Annotated in this window: 13 protein-coding genes and 1 other annotated feature; all 13 genes read left to right on the top strand. The window is 36.8% G+C overall.

Going from position 1 to position 14,803, the window contains the following annotated elements:
* Window positions 1-306: 306 nt before the first annotated feature.
* Entirely contained in the window at window positions 307-915 is a 609-nt protein-coding gene (gene rpsD / locus ACQV2T_RS06785; protein ID WP_428873883.1) for a 30S ribosomal protein S4, read from the top strand.
* A gap of 188 nt (window positions 916-1,103) precedes the next feature.
* Window positions 1,104-2,828 carry a septation ring formation regulator EzrA gene (locus ACQV2T_RS06790; RefSeq protein ID WP_428873884.1) on the top strand — a complete coding sequence of 575 codons (1,725 nt, stop codon included), beginning with the start codon at window positions 1,104-1,106 and terminating at the stop codon, window positions 2,826-2,828.
* 59 nt (window positions 2,829-2,887) lie between these two features.
* Complete coding sequence (locus ACQV2T_RS06795; RefSeq protein WP_428873885.1) at window positions 2,888-4,081, top strand: cysteine desulfurase family protein; 1,194 nt, start codon at window positions 2,888-2,890, stop codon at window positions 4,079-4,081.
* Between the two features lie 13 nt (window positions 4,082-4,094).
* Window positions 4,095-5,294 carry a tRNA uracil 4-sulfurtransferase ThiI gene (gene thiI / locus ACQV2T_RS06800; protein WP_428873898.1) on the top strand — a complete coding sequence of 400 codons (1,200 nt, stop codon included), beginning with the start codon at window positions 4,095-4,097 and terminating at the stop codon, window positions 5,292-5,294.
* 39 nt (window positions 5,295-5,333) lie between these two features.
* Window positions 5,334-5,714, top strand: a complete 381-nt coding sequence (locus ACQV2T_RS06805) for a RidA family protein (RefSeq protein WP_428873886.1) — start codon at window positions 5,334-5,336, stop codon at window positions 5,712-5,714.
* An 88-nt stretch (window positions 5,715-5,802) separates the two neighbouring features.
* Window positions 5,803-6,558, top strand: coding sequence for an NAD-dependent protein deacylase (locus ACQV2T_RS06810; protein ID WP_428891852.1), 756 nt, complete (start codon window positions 5,803-5,805; stop codon window positions 6,556-6,558).
* A gap of 59 nt (window positions 6,559-6,617) precedes the next feature.
* Window positions 6,618-6,831 (top strand) — a binding site (T-box leader).
* Between the two features lie 47 nt (window positions 6,832-6,878).
* Window positions 6,879-9,524: a valine--tRNA ligase gene (locus tag ACQV2T_RS06815; protein WP_428876030.1), complete on the top strand. Its 2,646-nt coding sequence runs from the start codon at window positions 6,879-6,881 to the stop codon at window positions 9,522-9,524.
* 24 nt (window positions 9,525-9,548) lie between these two features.
* Entirely contained in the window at window positions 9,549-10,895 is a 1,347-nt protein-coding gene (locus ACQV2T_RS06820; protein ID WP_428891854.1) for a bifunctional folylpolyglutamate synthase/dihydrofolate synthase, read from the top strand.
* 105 nt (window positions 10,896-11,000) lie between these two features.
* Window positions 11,001-11,666: a RadC family protein gene (gene radC, locus ACQV2T_RS06825; protein ID WP_428893424.1), complete on the top strand. Its 666-nt coding sequence runs from the start codon at window positions 11,001-11,003 to the stop codon at window positions 11,664-11,666.
* Between the two features lie 175 nt (window positions 11,667-11,841).
* Window positions 11,842-12,045 carry a cold-shock protein gene (locus ACQV2T_RS06830; RefSeq protein WP_428873890.1) on the top strand — a complete coding sequence of 68 codons (204 nt, stop codon included), beginning with the start codon at window positions 11,842-11,844 and terminating at the stop codon, window positions 12,043-12,045.
* A 228-nt stretch (window positions 12,046-12,273) separates the two neighbouring features.
* Complete coding sequence (locus tag ACQV2T_RS06835) at window positions 12,274-13,296, top strand: rod shape-determining protein (RefSeq protein ID WP_428873891.1); 1,023 nt, start codon at window positions 12,274-12,276, stop codon at window positions 13,294-13,296.
* Between the two features lie 28 nt (window positions 13,297-13,324).
* Entirely contained in the window at window positions 13,325-14,173 is an 849-nt protein-coding gene (gene mreC / locus ACQV2T_RS06840; RefSeq protein WP_428873892.1) for a rod shape-determining protein MreC, read from the top strand.
* On the top strand, window positions 14,166-14,729 hold the full coding sequence (gene mreD / locus ACQV2T_RS06845; protein WP_428873893.1) for a rod shape-determining protein MreD: 564 nt from the start codon (window positions 14,166-14,168) through the stop codon (window positions 14,727-14,729). The genes mreC and mreD overlap by 8 nt, the downstream gene beginning before the upstream one ends.
* The last annotated feature ends 74 nt before the right edge of the window (window positions 14,730-14,803 follow it).

Raw genomic sequence — 14,803 nt, forward strand, 5'->3', positions numbered from 1 at the left:
TCCTATCCTTTTCATCATTTATTATAGTGGATAGTGGGACATTTTGATTTGTGTTTTCTTGAGACATTATCATTTACGTTTAACATTACTGAGTAAAATTGATTAAAAAAACTTGCTAATCTTTTATTAATCGGTATAATAAAAAGAGTGTAAAATAATGCAGCATAGAAAAAGAAAGCGCGTCAACAGTTAGTAACGTCAACGTTAATGAGTAACCACGGCTGCACAAGGTGAAAAACTAACTGCACGCATTCGATTTTCTAACCACTTATTTTACTCCAATACATATTTTATGGAGGAATTTTAATGTCACGTTATACAGGACCCTCATGGAAACAATCTCGTCGTTTAGGAATTTCATTAACTGAAACTGGTAAGGAGTTATCAAAACGTCCGTTCCCACCAGGACAACACGGTAATCAACGTAAAAAATTATCAGAATATGCTTTACAAAAAAATGAAAAGCAAAAATTACGCTTTATGTATGGATTAAATGAACGTCAATTCCGCACTTTATTTAATCGCGCTGGCAAAATCTCCGAAGGTAAACATGGTGAAAACTTCATGGTTATGTTAGAGCGTCGTTTAGATAACTTAGTTTATCGATTGGGTTTAGCTACTACTCGTCGTCAAGCACGTCAACTAGTAAACCACGGCCATATTACTGTTGATGGCAAGCGTGTAGATATCCCGTCATATATTGTTGAACCAGGACAAGTAATTAGTGTTCGTGAACGCTCACGTAATTTAGCTATCATCAAGGAAGCATTAGAAACAACAGTTACTCGTTTAGAGTTTGTGAACTTTGATGCTGATAAATTAGAAGGTAGCTTAGTTCGTTTACCATTACGTAGCGAATTAAATGCTGAAATTGATGAAGCCCTAGTCGTAGAATACTACAATAAATTAGGCTAAATCTTAAAGAGATTGTTACATAAGATTGGGAGCTTTCCCAATCTTATTTTTTTCCATTAGAGCCTAAGGAAGTTTTTTATTGAACAATGCCTTTAAAAGAAAGCCTTCAAATGTTATAATGTATGGTGATTATTTATGCAAAAGGCCAATAGGCAGGGGATTAGAAATAAGTAGAGGAGCGAAAAGGAATGAGTATTAAATTCACGGACATCCTGTTCTTGATCATTGTAGCAATACTCTTAATCTATGGATTAATTTATTATTTCCGTACACAGAGAAAGAAAGAAATTAAAGATTTGGAACAACGTAAAGATGAAATGATGTCTATTTCTGTTGCTGACCAGCTCTTTACTTTGAAGAATATGAATCTATCTGGTCAAACAAAAAGAAAATATGAAAGTTTAGTGGCTACTTGGCAAACCATTACCAACTTTCAATTTACTGAAATAGAAGCCGCTTTGGTAGGTTCTGAACAATTTGTAGAACAAATGAATCTAGTGAGAGCAAAAAACGCACTAAATCAAGCACGTGAAATTCTTGATGAAACAGAAATTCAAGTTCATCAATTGCACCAGGAATTAACAGAATTATTGGCAACAGAGGATGAAAATCAAGAACGTTATGAAGCCTTACTTGAACGTTATCAAACTGCTCGCAAAAGTGTCATGAATCATTCTTTTGATTATGGGCCAGCGATTGAAACGCTTGAAAAAAACCTTCAATATTTAGAGTTGAACTTCACTAAATATAATGAACTAACTGCTAACGGTGATCATCTAGATGCTCAAGATATGCTAGATAACTTAGAGGCTGACTTATCGTCATTTGAAGAAATCTTACAAAAGATTCCAAGTATGTACGATAAGATTCAAAGTGAATATGAAGATTCACTTGAAGATATTAGAGATGGCTACGAAAAAATGGTGGCTAGTCGCTTTAACTTTGATAATATTAATGTTTTAGAAGAAATTGATAAAATTCAAGAGCAGTTAAACCAAGCCAAAAACGAGATTAAAAATGCTGATTTAGCTGACGCTAAAACCTTAATGGACAAAGCAGAGCGTGAAATTAATTCCTTATACGATCAGTTAGAATCAGAAATTATGGCTAAAGAATATGTGAATAGTCACCTTCATCAATTGAAGGGACGAATTGAAGCAGTAACTGAAAACAATCGTTATGCAGGAATAGAAGTCGATCGGATCTCTCAATCTTACATCTTACATAATAATGAATTAGACCAAGTCAATGACTTAACCGAAAGAATTCGCTTAGAGTATCAAAAATTCAAAGATATGGAAGTTGATATTGAACAAAATCATGCCGTATTTACTCAAATAGAAAGCAAAATGCGTAAAATCGAGCGTTCTATTGAAGAAATAGCAGATGAACAAAATCAGTTAGTAAAATCGATAGCTGGCTTAACCAGTCGAGAGAAAGAAGCTAAATCAAATCTTGATTTATATGAATTAGACCTTAGAAATATGAAGCGTAAGTTAGAAAAAAACCATTTGCCTGGCTTACATGATAGCTATTATGAATTGTTTTATAAGGTAACTGATCATATTGAGAACCTCTCTCAACAACTCAATCGTGTCCGAGTGGATATGAATCAAATTGATGAGATGGAAGGTAATTTAGAACAAGGTTTAGATGAATTGGAGGCAATGACTGAAGAAACCATCGATTCAGCCATGCTCACCGAATATATGATTCAACATTCCAATCGTTTTCGCTACGATTACCCAGAGGTAGACCAAGCAATTAAAGAAGCGCAATACTACTTCCACCAAGAATTCCGTTACCGTGAAGCTTTGGCAACCATTGAAAAAGTCCTTCGTCAAGTCGATCCAGATGCACCGACGCAAGTTCGAAGGATGTATCATCAAGAAAAACAAATCCGATTTTATTAAAAGTAAAGTCCGAATAGATTCCTTGGTTTTGGGATCTGTTCGGTTTTTTCTTGAGTCAATTGTCGTTACTAAATAGAAGTAAGAAAGGATTACAGATGTTATATTTTGATCATGCCGCAACCACTCCAGCTCGTGCTACTGTTTTAGACACCTACAATCAAGTAGCTCAAAAATATTTTGCTAACCCTTCAAGTGCCCACAAATTAGGTCAAGAGGCCAATAGTCTGTTGAATAATGCTCGGCAACAAATTGCAGACTTATTACTTTTTAAAAGCAATGAAATCTTTTGTACCTCATCAGGGACTGAATCTAACAATTGGACACTTCAAAGTCTATTATCAGCTCACGCTAAGCTTCATCCTAATAGGCGACAAATTATCCTATCAGCTATTGAGCACCCTTCTATTCGCTCGCAAATTGACCACTTAAAAACAAGAGGCTTTGAAGTAATCCTAGCACCGGTGGATCATAATGGTCAATTGGATTTAAACAGCTTTGAAAATCTACTGAGTGATCAAGTATTACTTGTTTCTACTATGTTAGTCAATAATGAGGTAGGATCTTTTTTACCAGTTGAACCATTGGCACAAAAATTAGAAAACTATCCACAAATCCTTTGGCATGTTGACGCTGTTCAAGCCATAACTTGTAGGATGAAAGCTATGCATCATAGTAGAATTGATTTATTAACTCTTTCTAGCCATAAATTTCACTCGGTAAGAGGGGTGGGACTCTTAGCCATTCGCCAACGTGTTACGAAAGCACCTTTATTATTTGGAGGCGGTCAAGAGTTTGGTATGCGCTCTTCTACTGAAAACCTACCAGCGATTGTAGCAACGGCCAAAGCTTTAAGATTAGCTTGGGAAAACCAAGCAGAAAGTATCAAACACATAAATCATTATCGCACTCAAATAACTCAAGCACTTAAAAAAATGAATTGGCAAGTCTTTGGTGGTAGCCAGGAGCAAGTGAGTCCACATATTATCTGTGCGGCCTTTCCAGGTGTGCCAGGCGAGGTATTACTTCAAGCTTTTTCCAATGCTGATATCATGATTTCGACAACTTCTGCTTGCTCAAGTCGTAAGAAAAATGACCATCATACCCTTAAAGCGATGGGCGTTGATAACAATTTAGCTAATTCTTCAATAAGAATTTCTTTATCGCAGACAACCAGCCAAGCAGAAGTAGATCAATTAATTAAACCAATCCATGAGATTTCAACAAAGTTTAAGCAAGATTTGAAAGGAGCCTAAAAGATTGAAAGAGATGTTAATTCACTATGGGGAGCTCTCAACAAAAGGGCGTAACCGTAAAATGTTTCAAAATAAAATTGCTGAGCATATACGCTATAAAACCAAACATTTAGAGAAAATTAAAATTCATGCACATCATGATTTCATGCATCTTTATTGGCACGAAACAGCTTACGATGAACTGATTGAAATCATTAAAACAATTCCAGGAATTCAAAGGTTTGAACCTGTTTTTCCTGTTGAAAAGGATCTTCAAGAAATTGGAAAAAAAGCCCTTGAACTTTTTGCTGAGTTAAATGTTCAACCGGGAGATAGCTTTAAAGTAATTGCTAAGCGATCGGATAAGAACTTTGAGCATGATAGTATTGCCATTCAAAGAGAAATAGGGAGCATCATTCTGCAAGCCCATCCGGAATTAACGGTTGATCTGAGAAAAGCTAAACACAAAGTGGTCATATCCATCCATCAAGATATAGCCTATCTTAGTTTAAAAAATTATCCAGGTATGGGTGGCTTACCTTATGGTTCAAGTGGGAAAGGCTTATTAATGCTTTCGGGTGGTTTTGATTCACCGATTGCTGGTTATCAAATGATAAAAAGGGGAATGAAGTTGGAAATGGTTCATTTTGCCAGTCCACCTTATACTTCTTTACAAGCGCTTGAAAAAGCTAAACGATTAACAGCAGTTCTCGCTCAGTACGCCACTGCGATTACTTTTCACGAGGTTCCTTTTGCTCATATTCAGTTGGCGATTCGAGAACATGTTCCCGACAATTTATCCATGACTATTATGCGTCGGATCATGTTACGCCTAATGGATGCTTTGTTAAAAGAGCATAAAGCCCGAGCAATTGTTAATGGGGAGTCGCTAGGTCAAGTTGCCTCACAAACTTTACAATCGATGCAAGTGATTAATGAAGTGACCCATTCTTTAATATTAAGACCTTTAATTGCAGTTGATAAAAATGATATAATAGCAATGGCTGAAACCATTGGAACTTACGATATTTCTAATGAGCCCTATGAAGATTGCTGTACGGTCTTTGCACCAAAGTCACCTTGGACTAAGCCTAGACTTCATACTGTTAAAGAGTATGAGGCGCTCTTACCAATTGACCAACTAGTGAAAGAAGCCTTGGAAAATATCAAGACAAGTGAAATCACTGCTAGTTATCAAAGCGAAGCGGCTACAGCCTTCAATGATTTATTATAAGTTGTTGTCGCAAGAATTCATTAAGAAAGAGGAGTAATTATGACAGAAATTAAAACAATCAATACAAAAAAAGCCCCAGCAGCAATTGGACCATACTCTCAAGCAAAACAAGTAGGAGAGCTACTTTTCTGTTCAGGTCAAATCCCAATCAATCCAGCCTCAGGAGAAATAGAAGCAAAAGAAATAACAAATCAAACAAAGCAAGTAATTGCTAATATCGATGCTCTACTAAATGCAGCAGGATACTCTGCAGAAAATGTTGTAAAAACCACATGTTTCTTGGCAGATATGGGTGATTTCGCCGTTTTTAATGAAATTTATGCTGAATATTTCACATCCAAACCAGCTCGTTCAGCAGTGGCTGTTAAGACCTTACCTAAGAATGTGTTAGTAGAAATTGAAGTAATCGCTAGTTTATAATTTATAAGATATTAAAAAGAGCTGTCTAACGACTGATGTAAGTGGTTGTTGACGGTTCTTTTTTAAAATTTAAAGGAGATTGAAAATAATGATCGAAAATCAGATCAAAGAATTTGCTCAAATCATTCAGAAAAGTCGCAAGATTGTCTTTTTTGGTGGAGCCGGTGTTTCAACCGCATCTGGTATTCCAGATTTTCGTTCTGCAGATGGTTTGTTTATGCAAGAAACCAATTACCAATACTCAGCGGAAGAAATAATCTCGCATTCCTTCTATAAACAACATCCTCAAATCTTTTTTGAATACTATTTTGAGCATTTAGTCTATCCAGAAATACAACCCAATTTGGCTCATTTTTTTCTAAAAGAATTAGAAAACAAAGGAAAAGAAGTGACAGTTGTCACCCAAAATATCGATGGCCTCCATCAAAAGGCTGGTTCAAGTCGAGTCTTAGAACTTCATGGGTCTGTTTTAAATAATTATTGTACGCAATGTGGTAGCTACTATGCTCTGGATCAATTAGAAAAAGATGCTCAGGGCATTCCACGCTGTCCTAAAGATCAAGCGATTATTAAGCCGGACGTGGTGTTATATGAAGAAAGCTTGAATGAAGAGACCATTAATCAATCAATCCAAGCCATTAGTCAAGCAGACCTCATGATTATCGCAGGAACTTCCTTAAATGTTTATCCGGCCGCTTCATTTATTCATTATTTTAGAGGAGATTCTCAAGTAATCATTAATCAGACACCAATTCTAATTAGCAAGCCCAATGCTTTGATTTTTGAAGATAAAATTGAGGCAGTTTTTCAGTTAGTGAAAGATTATTTAGCAAATAATGATTAAATGGCGAAGGCCTTGTTCAAAGCTGTAAAGAATGATAAAATAAGTCCAACTTAAATTTTAATTTGACTAAGAAGAGAAGAGTAATTCATCACCACCCAGAGAGGAAACCTTGCGCTGAAAGTTTCTCGATGAATGAAGGTAGCTTGGAGTCATAAGACATGAGAAATCAACAATAGTGTCTTACGGAGTCTGCTCCGTTAACAAGAAAGAGTGATTAAGTAACTTTTTTACTTGATTAAATTTAGGTGGTACCACGTAATTGACGTCCTATGCAAAGCATAGGATTTTTTTTATGAAAATGAATTAAGGAAGGTGTAACGATGGTAGAAAATACGAAGCAAATGCCAAGTAAGTATCAACCTCAGACGGTTGAAGCAGGTAAATATCAAAAATGGATAGAACAAGGTGTATTTAAGCCTTCAGGAGATTCTAAAGCAGAGCCATATTCAATTGTAATTCCACCCCCTAACGTAACGGGTAAATTACATTTAGGTCACGCTTGGGATGTGACTTTGCAGGATATGATTATCCGTTCTAAAAGAATGCAAGGCTATGATACTTTATGGTTACCTGGTATGGACCATGCTGGAATTGCGACTCAAGCTAAAGTGGAAGAGCGTTTAGCAGAAGATGAAAACTTAAGTCGTCATGATTTAGGGCGGGAGAAATTCCTAGAAAAAACTTGGTCTTGGAAGGAAGAATATGCAACCATTATCCGCCAGCAATGGGGGAAAATGGGTATTTCAGTCGATTATGCGCGTGAACGTTTTACACTGGATGACGGTTTAAACAAAGCAGTTAATAAAGTCTTTGTTAAGCTTTATGAAAAAGGACTTATCTATCGGGGAGAATATATTATTAACTGGGATCCAAAAGCCCAAACGGCTCTATCCGATATTGAAGTGATCCATAAAGATGTACCAGGTGCTTTTTATCATGTTAATTATCCAATGGTTGGTAGTGATGAAGTGGTTCAAATTGCCACCACCCGTCCTGAAACACTTTTAGGCGACACAGCGATTGCTGTACACCCTGCTGATGAGCGTTATCAACATTTGATCGGTAAAAAAGTACTCTTACCATTAATGAATCGTGAAATTCCTGTCGTAGCAGATGAGTATGTGGATCGAGAATTTGGTACAGGTGTAGTGAAGATTACCCCAGCTCATGACCCGAATGACTTTGAAGTCGGTAACCGTCATCATCTACCACGAATGAATGTGATGAAAAAAGATGGCACTATTAACGAATTAGGTGGAAAATATGCAGGCATGGATCGCTTCGATGCACGCAAGCAAATTGTAAAAGATTTAAAAGAGCAAGGCTACTTAGTTAAGATTGAAGAACATACGCATTCAGTGGGCCATTCTGAGCGTTCTGGGGCGGTCGTAGAGCCTTATCTATCTACTCAGTGGTTTGTCAAGATGAAACCTTTAGCCCAGCAAGCTTTGGCTAATCAAGCAACCGATCAAGCAGTTGAATTTTACCCACCACGCTTTAATCAAACTTTCCAAACTTGGATGGAAAATGTTCATGATTGGGTGATCTCACGTCAACTTTGGTGGGGACATCAAATTCCAGCCTGGTACCATAAAGAAACAGGTGAAGTTTATGTTGGCGAACAAGCCCCCAGTGATGAAGAAAATTGGTTAAGAGATCCGGATGTTTTAGATACATGGTTCTCATCTGCCTTGTGGCCATTTTCAACCATGGGTTGGCCAGAAGAAGGTCACGATTATCGTCGCTACTTCCCAACCAGTACCCTAGTGACCGGTTATGATATTATTTTCTTCTGGGTGTCGCGTATGATTTTCCAATCTTTAGAGTTTACGGGTAAACGACCTTTCCAAAATGTTTTAATTCATGGATTAATCCGTGATAGCCAGGGGCGTAAGATGTCAAAATCGCTAGGCAATGGAATTGATCCAATGGACGTTATTGATGAATATGGGGTGGATTCCCTTCGTTGGTTCTTAGCCACAGGGTCGACTCCCGGACAAGATATTCGTTACTCCACTGAAAAGATGGGAGCAGCTTGGAACTTTATTAATAAAATCTGGAATGCTTCACGTTATGTATTAATGAATGTGGGTGATTTAACCATTGAAAATTTAGAAATCAAGCAAGATTTGACACTTGCCGATCAGTGGATTCTTTCCCGTTTACAAACAACAATTGAAGAAGTAAGCCGTTTATTTGAACGCTTTGAATTTGGAGAAGCAGGTAGGGTCTTATATCATTTCATTTGGGATGATTACTGTGACTGGTATATCGAAATGACTAAAGAACAGTTGCAAGATCAAGAACATGATCATTTTGCCACTAAATCAGTTCTTGTTTATGTTTTGGACCAATTCTTACGTCTATTACATCCAATTATGCCCTTTGTAACTGAAGAAATTTGGCAGCAAATTGCTCCACAAGCTGCATCAATCGTTACAGCAGCTTATCCAACCGTTAAAGAAGAATACAAAAACGATATTGCTGAAAAACAAATGCAGGAATTGATTGAAGTCATTACAGCGGTGCGTCAAATCAGAAATGAAATGAACACACCATTATCTAAAGCTTTAAAAATGATTATTAAAGTTCAAGATAAGGGTATTGAAGAAAGTTTAGAAAGTAACCGGGCATACATTAATCGTTTCTGTCATACAGACCACTTAGAAATTGCCGCTAATCCTGAAATAGAAGGAGAAATGGTTACACAGACACTTTCATTTGCACAAATTTTCATCCCATTAGCTGGATTAGTCAAAATAGAGGATGAGATTAAGCGCTTGGAGCAAGAAGTCACTAAGTTAGAAAAAGAAGTCGAACGTCTAGTGAAGAAACTTTCGAATGAAGGATTTGTTGCTAAAGCACCTGCTCAAGTAGTTGAAGGTGAACGCACTAAATTAGCTGAATATGAACAAAGGTTAAAAGCAGTGCAAGAAAGAATTGAAGAATTAAAACCATTAATCTAAAAAGTTAGAAAAAGAGGAATCAAAATGACGTTTACAAATGTTGATGAGGCGACTCATTGGTTGTTAAACCAAATCAATCCTATCCCAAGACCTGATATGACTAAAATGTATCAAGCTTTGGAATATGTGGGAAATCCTCACAAAGATTTACCAATTATCCATATCACCGGGACTAATGGTAAAGGATCAACGGTAGCTTATTTAAGAGATTTACTGTCGAGCCAGGGCTATAAAGTAGGATCTTTCACCTCGCCACATATTGAGCGGTTTAATGAGAGAATTACTTTTGATGGTCAACAAATTAGTGACGAAGCGCTCATTCGTTTAACCAATCAATTGGTTGAATTAAATGATTACATGGAAGCCTACTCTCCTTATGGTCGTTTAATATATTTTGAACTATTTACTATTATGATGTGCTTATATTTTCAAGAAAAAAAACCGGATGTTTGCTTGATCGAAGCAGGAATCGGAGGCATGTCGGATTGTACTAATGTTTTAGACGGAGAGATTGCCGTTGTTACTTCTATTGGTATGGATCACGCGGATATGTTAGGAGACACCTTAGAGTCCGTTGCTCTTGAAAAAGCGGGCATCATCAAGCCGCAAAAAGAGGTTGTCACAGGACTTATTCAAAAAAGTCCTCTAAGCATTATTGATAAATGGGCAAATGCTCGCACAGCTGTCCACCACTCTTATGACCAAACTTTCGGTGTCAAAAATATTATCAAGTTAAGCCCTTTTAAAACTCAATTCCAATTTTGGACTGACAGTCAAGCAATTCCACAAGAAGCTTTTGAAATAAATATGGTGGGAGATCATCAGGTGAGAAATGCGGCCGTTTCTTTGCAAGTATTTATTTCATGGATGGCTCACCAAAAGCAAACGATTGATTGGCCCAAAGCGAGAGAGGCTTTGCAAAAGACAAAATGGATTGGTCGATTAGAAAAGATTTTTGAAAATCCATACATCTTTTTAGATGGGGCGCATAATATGGAAGGGCTGACCGCACTGAAAAGTGTGGTAGATGAGAATTTTTCTGCTTTCGAGATCACCATTATTTATGGAGGTTTAAAGAAGAAAAATCAAGCAGAACAAGTTCCTTTATTGTTGAATTTTCATGCCGAAAAAGTTTATTTGACTTCCTTCCACCATTTCGAAGCTATGAAAGAAAAAGATTTTGCAGAAGTTTTACAAGCCGAATCAATTGTCAATCGTCATAAAGCCCATTACGTTGATGATTGGAAAAGTTGGATGAATGATTATCAATTAAATAATCAAAATAATAAGCAGGCCCTCTTATTAATAACGGGCTCTCTATACTTTGTCTCAGAAGCTAGAGCCTATCTCTTAGCTCACCAAATGATTTAACTTATTGAATAATAGCGAGCACTTTTCCTCCTTACTTCTTGTATTTATTGATACTAGCAGTAAGGGGGAATTCTTTTGTCATCGAATAACTCTTGTATCCGTCAAATGACCCAGCAAGACCAGCCGCGCGAACGTCTCAGACAATACGGTGCTAAAAATTTATCCAATCATGAATTGTTGGCTATTCTCCTTAGAACAGGAAGCAAAAAAGAAAATGTCTTAAACTTAGCCATTCGTTTGCTTAGTCATTTTGAACCACTCAACACTTTAAAAATTGCCTCACTTAGTGAACTCCAATCGATTAAAGGAATTGGTCCTGCTAAAGCAGTTGAGATAAAAGCAGCGATTGAGTTTGGGAGTAGAGTGCAAGATGCCCAATTTAAAAAACAGGGCGTTCTAACTTCAACTTCTCAAGCAGGGCAATGGTTGATTAAAGAGATGGGAGACCTTCATCAAGAACATTTAGTCGCTCTTTTTCTAAATAGTAAGAATGAAATTATCAAAAAACAAACCATCTTTATCGGTTCGGTCAATAGTTCGGTAGCTTGCCCAAGAGAAATTTTTAAAGAAGCGGTAAAATATCCAACTGCAAGGCTAATTATTGCTCACAACCATCCTTCTGGTAATCCAGATCCTTCACAGGCAGATTTGCTATTTACCAAGCGAATGATAGCGTGTGGGGAGATGATGGGGATTGAACTTTTGGATCATTTGATTATTGGAAACGATTGCTATTTGAGTTTGCGTGAAGCGAGTGATTGTTTTATTTAGTTATCTTTAAATGCTAAATGATAAAATACTTGAAAACTATTGAAATAGAATAGCCAGCTATGTTAGAATTTAGATATGTTTTTGTAAGGGGTATCATAGTTTGGGAATTCCACTTCGTACCAAGAGCAAGAATATAATTAATACAGGTGCTTAGGCACGAGGAGGATATTTGTAAATGGAACAAGGTACAGTAAAATGGTTTAACGAATCTAAAGGTTTTGGCTTTATCGAACGTGAGGGTGACTCAGACGTATTTGTACACTTCTCAGCCATCCAAGGTGAAGGCTTCAAAACTTTAGCAGAAGGACAAGCAGTTCAATTCGAAGTTGAGGAAGGCGCTCGTGGACCTCAAGCAGTTAATGTTGAAAAATTAGCCTAGACTTTCGACCAATCTAATCTATCGAATCAAAAAATACCGTAAGGGAACTAAACAACCTTGCGGTATTTTTTGATAGCTATAATCGTGCTCAAGCAGTTGTTTAAAAACCAAATGAAATTTCCAAAATTTAAAATTCAGTTGAGCAAAGAAAGGGTTCGCTAGTTTTTAAACTTTTTTTTTGCTATAATTTACAAAGTTATTGCTATTATTTGAAAGGCGGATGAATGCATGGGGATTTTTGGCAAACAGCAAATTGGAATTGACTTAGGCACTTCAACAACCATCATTTACATTGCACGAAAGGGTATTGCATTGCGCCAACCCTCTATAGTAGCAATTGACAAAGAATCAGGAGAAGTTGTTGCCTATGGAAAAGAAGCATCGAAACTAGTTGGAAGAACGTCAAACCGTTATGAAATGATTTACCCCATTCGTAAGGGCGTTATCGCTAACTTCTCAATGACCAAAATGATGTTGGGCCATTTTATTACTCAAGCCTTACGTCATTCCTTCTCAAAACCAGAAGTTGTCATTAGTTCGCCAAGCCAAATTTCTAAAGTAGAAAGAAAGGCACTAATTGATGCAATCAAATCATTAGGAATCAACCGAGCAATGATTGTTGAGGAGGCTTTTGTAGCAGCTCTAGGAGCGAATTTAGCAATTGAAGAAGCAAGAGGAAAAATGATTGTGGATATCGGTGGAGGTACTACCGACATCGCCACTTTATCATATGGCGAGATTGTAGATTCCTTAACGCTTAGTGCAGCCAGTAATAATATGAATGAAGAAATTCAATCTCAAGTTCGCCAAGAACACAATTTAATTATAGGAAATTATACGGCAGAGACTTTAAAAATAGTGATAGGGGAAGCCTTGTATGATCCTAAAGAAGAAAATGATCATTTAATTGTAAAAGGTAGAGATGTTATAACCGGCGTGCCCAATGAAGCCAAAGTATCCACTCAGACAGTTGCAAAAGCAATTGATGTAGTAATTCATCAAATTATTTTAGGAATAAAACAGGTGTTAGAATTAACCCCCCCTGAATTATCTGCAGACATCATGGAAACAGGTATTATTTTGACTGGTGGCGGGTCTTTACTTAAACATCTACCAGAACGAATTGAAAAAGAATTAGGTCTTTCTGTACGAAGAGCCGATTTACCCATCGACTGTGTCGCTATGGGTGCAGGACGTATGTTTAATGAGTTGGATCGTCAATCATCAGCGATTGAGCGGAGTTTAAGATAATTGTTTACTAGTAGAAAGAAGGCAAAATATGCTTAATAATAAGAAGTTAATTGGAATTCTTCTGGGTGGGATTGTCATTAGCAGTTTAATCGCTTATTCTCTTTTCAATGGAACGAATAATGTAGTCAAAACAGCTGTTAATGAAACAATCTCCTGGACCGGTAGAGTTTTTTCTGAACCAGTAAGCATGGTGGTTCAGTTTGTGAATTCTGTGGACGATTTAGTCAATACTTTTGAAGAAAATGAAGCACTCAAATCAAAAATTGATAAATCTTATGAAATGCAAGTGCGTATTGCCGATTTGGAGACTGAAAATGAAAAATTACGACAAGAACTTGACTTGTCAGAAACTCTTTCTAAATTCACCAGTATTCATGGTACTGTTATTTCAAGAAATCCTGATCAATGGACAGAAACCCTTATTATCAATTTAGGCTCCAAACAGGGTATGGAAGAAAATATGGCTGTTATGGCTGGAAACGGTCTGATTGGACGTATTATAGAGGTATATCCTTCATCTTCTAAGGTTCTTTTATTAACTAGCAACCAATCAAAAGACGGTATGGTATCGGCTCGTGTTCAAACGGATAAAGATGGATCTTCTGCAATTGGTGTGATCAGTGACTATGACCCGAAGGATAAAGAATTCATCATGACTCAAGTTTTGCCAGATGCTAAAGTAAAAGCGGGAGATATGGTCATTACTTCTGGTTTAGGGGGGGTAATACCAGCCTCGCTCTTTGTTGGAGAAGTTACCCAAACAGAAATGGATGCCCAAGGATTATTCCAAACGGTAAGAGTAAAACCGGCTGGAGAGATGACTGATATTCGATTTGTAACAGTGATCTTACGTGAAGGAGCTCAGCAAGATGAATAATTTTTCGACTAAATTTGGCTATCAAAGAGAAAGAAACATTGTGGGTATTGTTCCACTTGTCTTACTCTTTGCCTTAGTAATCGATTCAGCCCTGCCCTCTATCTTTCCCACAGCCTTTTTAGGAAATGAACAAATCATTGTTTCACATCTACTGCTCTATTTTATTGTAACCTTTTCCTTTTATTTACGTAATACTTCAATTATGATCTATGCTTTCTTTATAGGGTTAATAGCAGATGCTTATAATTCAACCATTTTAGGCCTATACGCCATTCTTTATTTTCTCATCGCATATTTTATTCTTTCAATCAGGCGTCACTTTCCACGCAACGCTATTATCCATATGATGTTATTTATCGTTTCAATAACTATTATTGATTTCGTTGTTTATCTTTTCTATCAACAAGTAGGACTAAGTAGGCTTCTTTTTGAAGACTATGTTGTGATGCGTTTAGGACCAACTCTAATCTTTAATATGGCCTTAACCTTTTTCATGTATCTTCCTAATCGGTTGCTTGTGCGTTGGTTAGGTTATGATGATCATATTATCTTTTAAAAGAAGATTGGGAACTATTTCCCGGTTTTTTTATGCATTTGAAATAAAATGTTATAATTAAGAGAATAAAACAA

The sequence above is a fragment of the Facklamia sp. P13069 genome (assembly GCF_050409405.1).
Taxonomy (GTDB): domain Bacteria; phylum Bacillota; class Bacilli; order Lactobacillales; family Aerococcaceae; genus Facklamia.

What these genes read in the sequence shown, in the direction of transcription:
- ACQV2T_RS06805 (WP_428873886.1), top strand. Translation starts at nt 5,334, where the DNA reads ATGACAGAAATTAAAACAATCAATACAAAAAAAGCCCCAGCAGCAATT.
- ACQV2T_RS06790 (WP_428873884.1), top strand. Translation starts at nt 1,104, where the DNA reads ATGAGTATTAAATTCACGGACATCCTGTTCTTGATCATTGTAGCAATA.
- ACQV2T_RS06815 (WP_428876030.1), top strand. Translation starts at nt 6,879, where the DNA reads ATGGTAGAAAATACGAAGCAAATGCCAAGTAAGTATCAACCTCAGACG.
- ACQV2T_RS06835 (WP_428873891.1), top strand. Translation starts at nt 12,274, where the DNA reads ATGGGGATTTTTGGCAAACAGCAAATTGGAATTGACTTAGGCACTTCA.
- ACQV2T_RS06810 (WP_428891852.1), top strand. Translation starts at nt 5,803, where the DNA reads ATGATCGAAAATCAGATCAAAGAATTTGCTCAAATCATTCAGAAAAGT.
- radC (WP_428893424.1), top strand. Translation starts at nt 11,001, where the DNA reads ATGACCCAGCAAGACCAGCCGCGCGAACGTCTCAGACAATACGGTGCT.
- ACQV2T_RS06820 (WP_428891854.1), top strand. Translation starts at nt 9,549, where the DNA reads ATGACGTTTACAAATGTTGATGAGGCGACTCATTGGTTGTTAAACCAA.
- ACQV2T_RS06830 (WP_428873890.1), top strand. Translation starts at nt 11,842, where the DNA reads ATGGAACAAGGTACAGTAAAATGGTTTAACGAATCTAAAGGTTTTGGC.
- mreD (WP_428873893.1), top strand. Translation starts at nt 14,166, where the DNA reads ATGAATAATTTTTCGACTAAATTTGGCTATCAAAGAGAAAGAAACATT.
- thiI (WP_428873898.1), top strand. Translation starts at nt 4,095, where the DNA reads ATGTTAATTCACTATGGGGAGCTCTCAACAAAAGGGCGTAACCGTAAA.
- mreC (WP_428873892.1), top strand. Translation starts at nt 13,325, where the DNA reads ATGCTTAATAATAAGAAGTTAATTGGAATTCTTCTGGGTGGGATTGTC.
- rpsD (WP_428873883.1), top strand. Translation starts at nt 307, where the DNA reads ATGTCACGTTATACAGGACCCTCATGGAAACAATCTCGTCGTTTAGGA.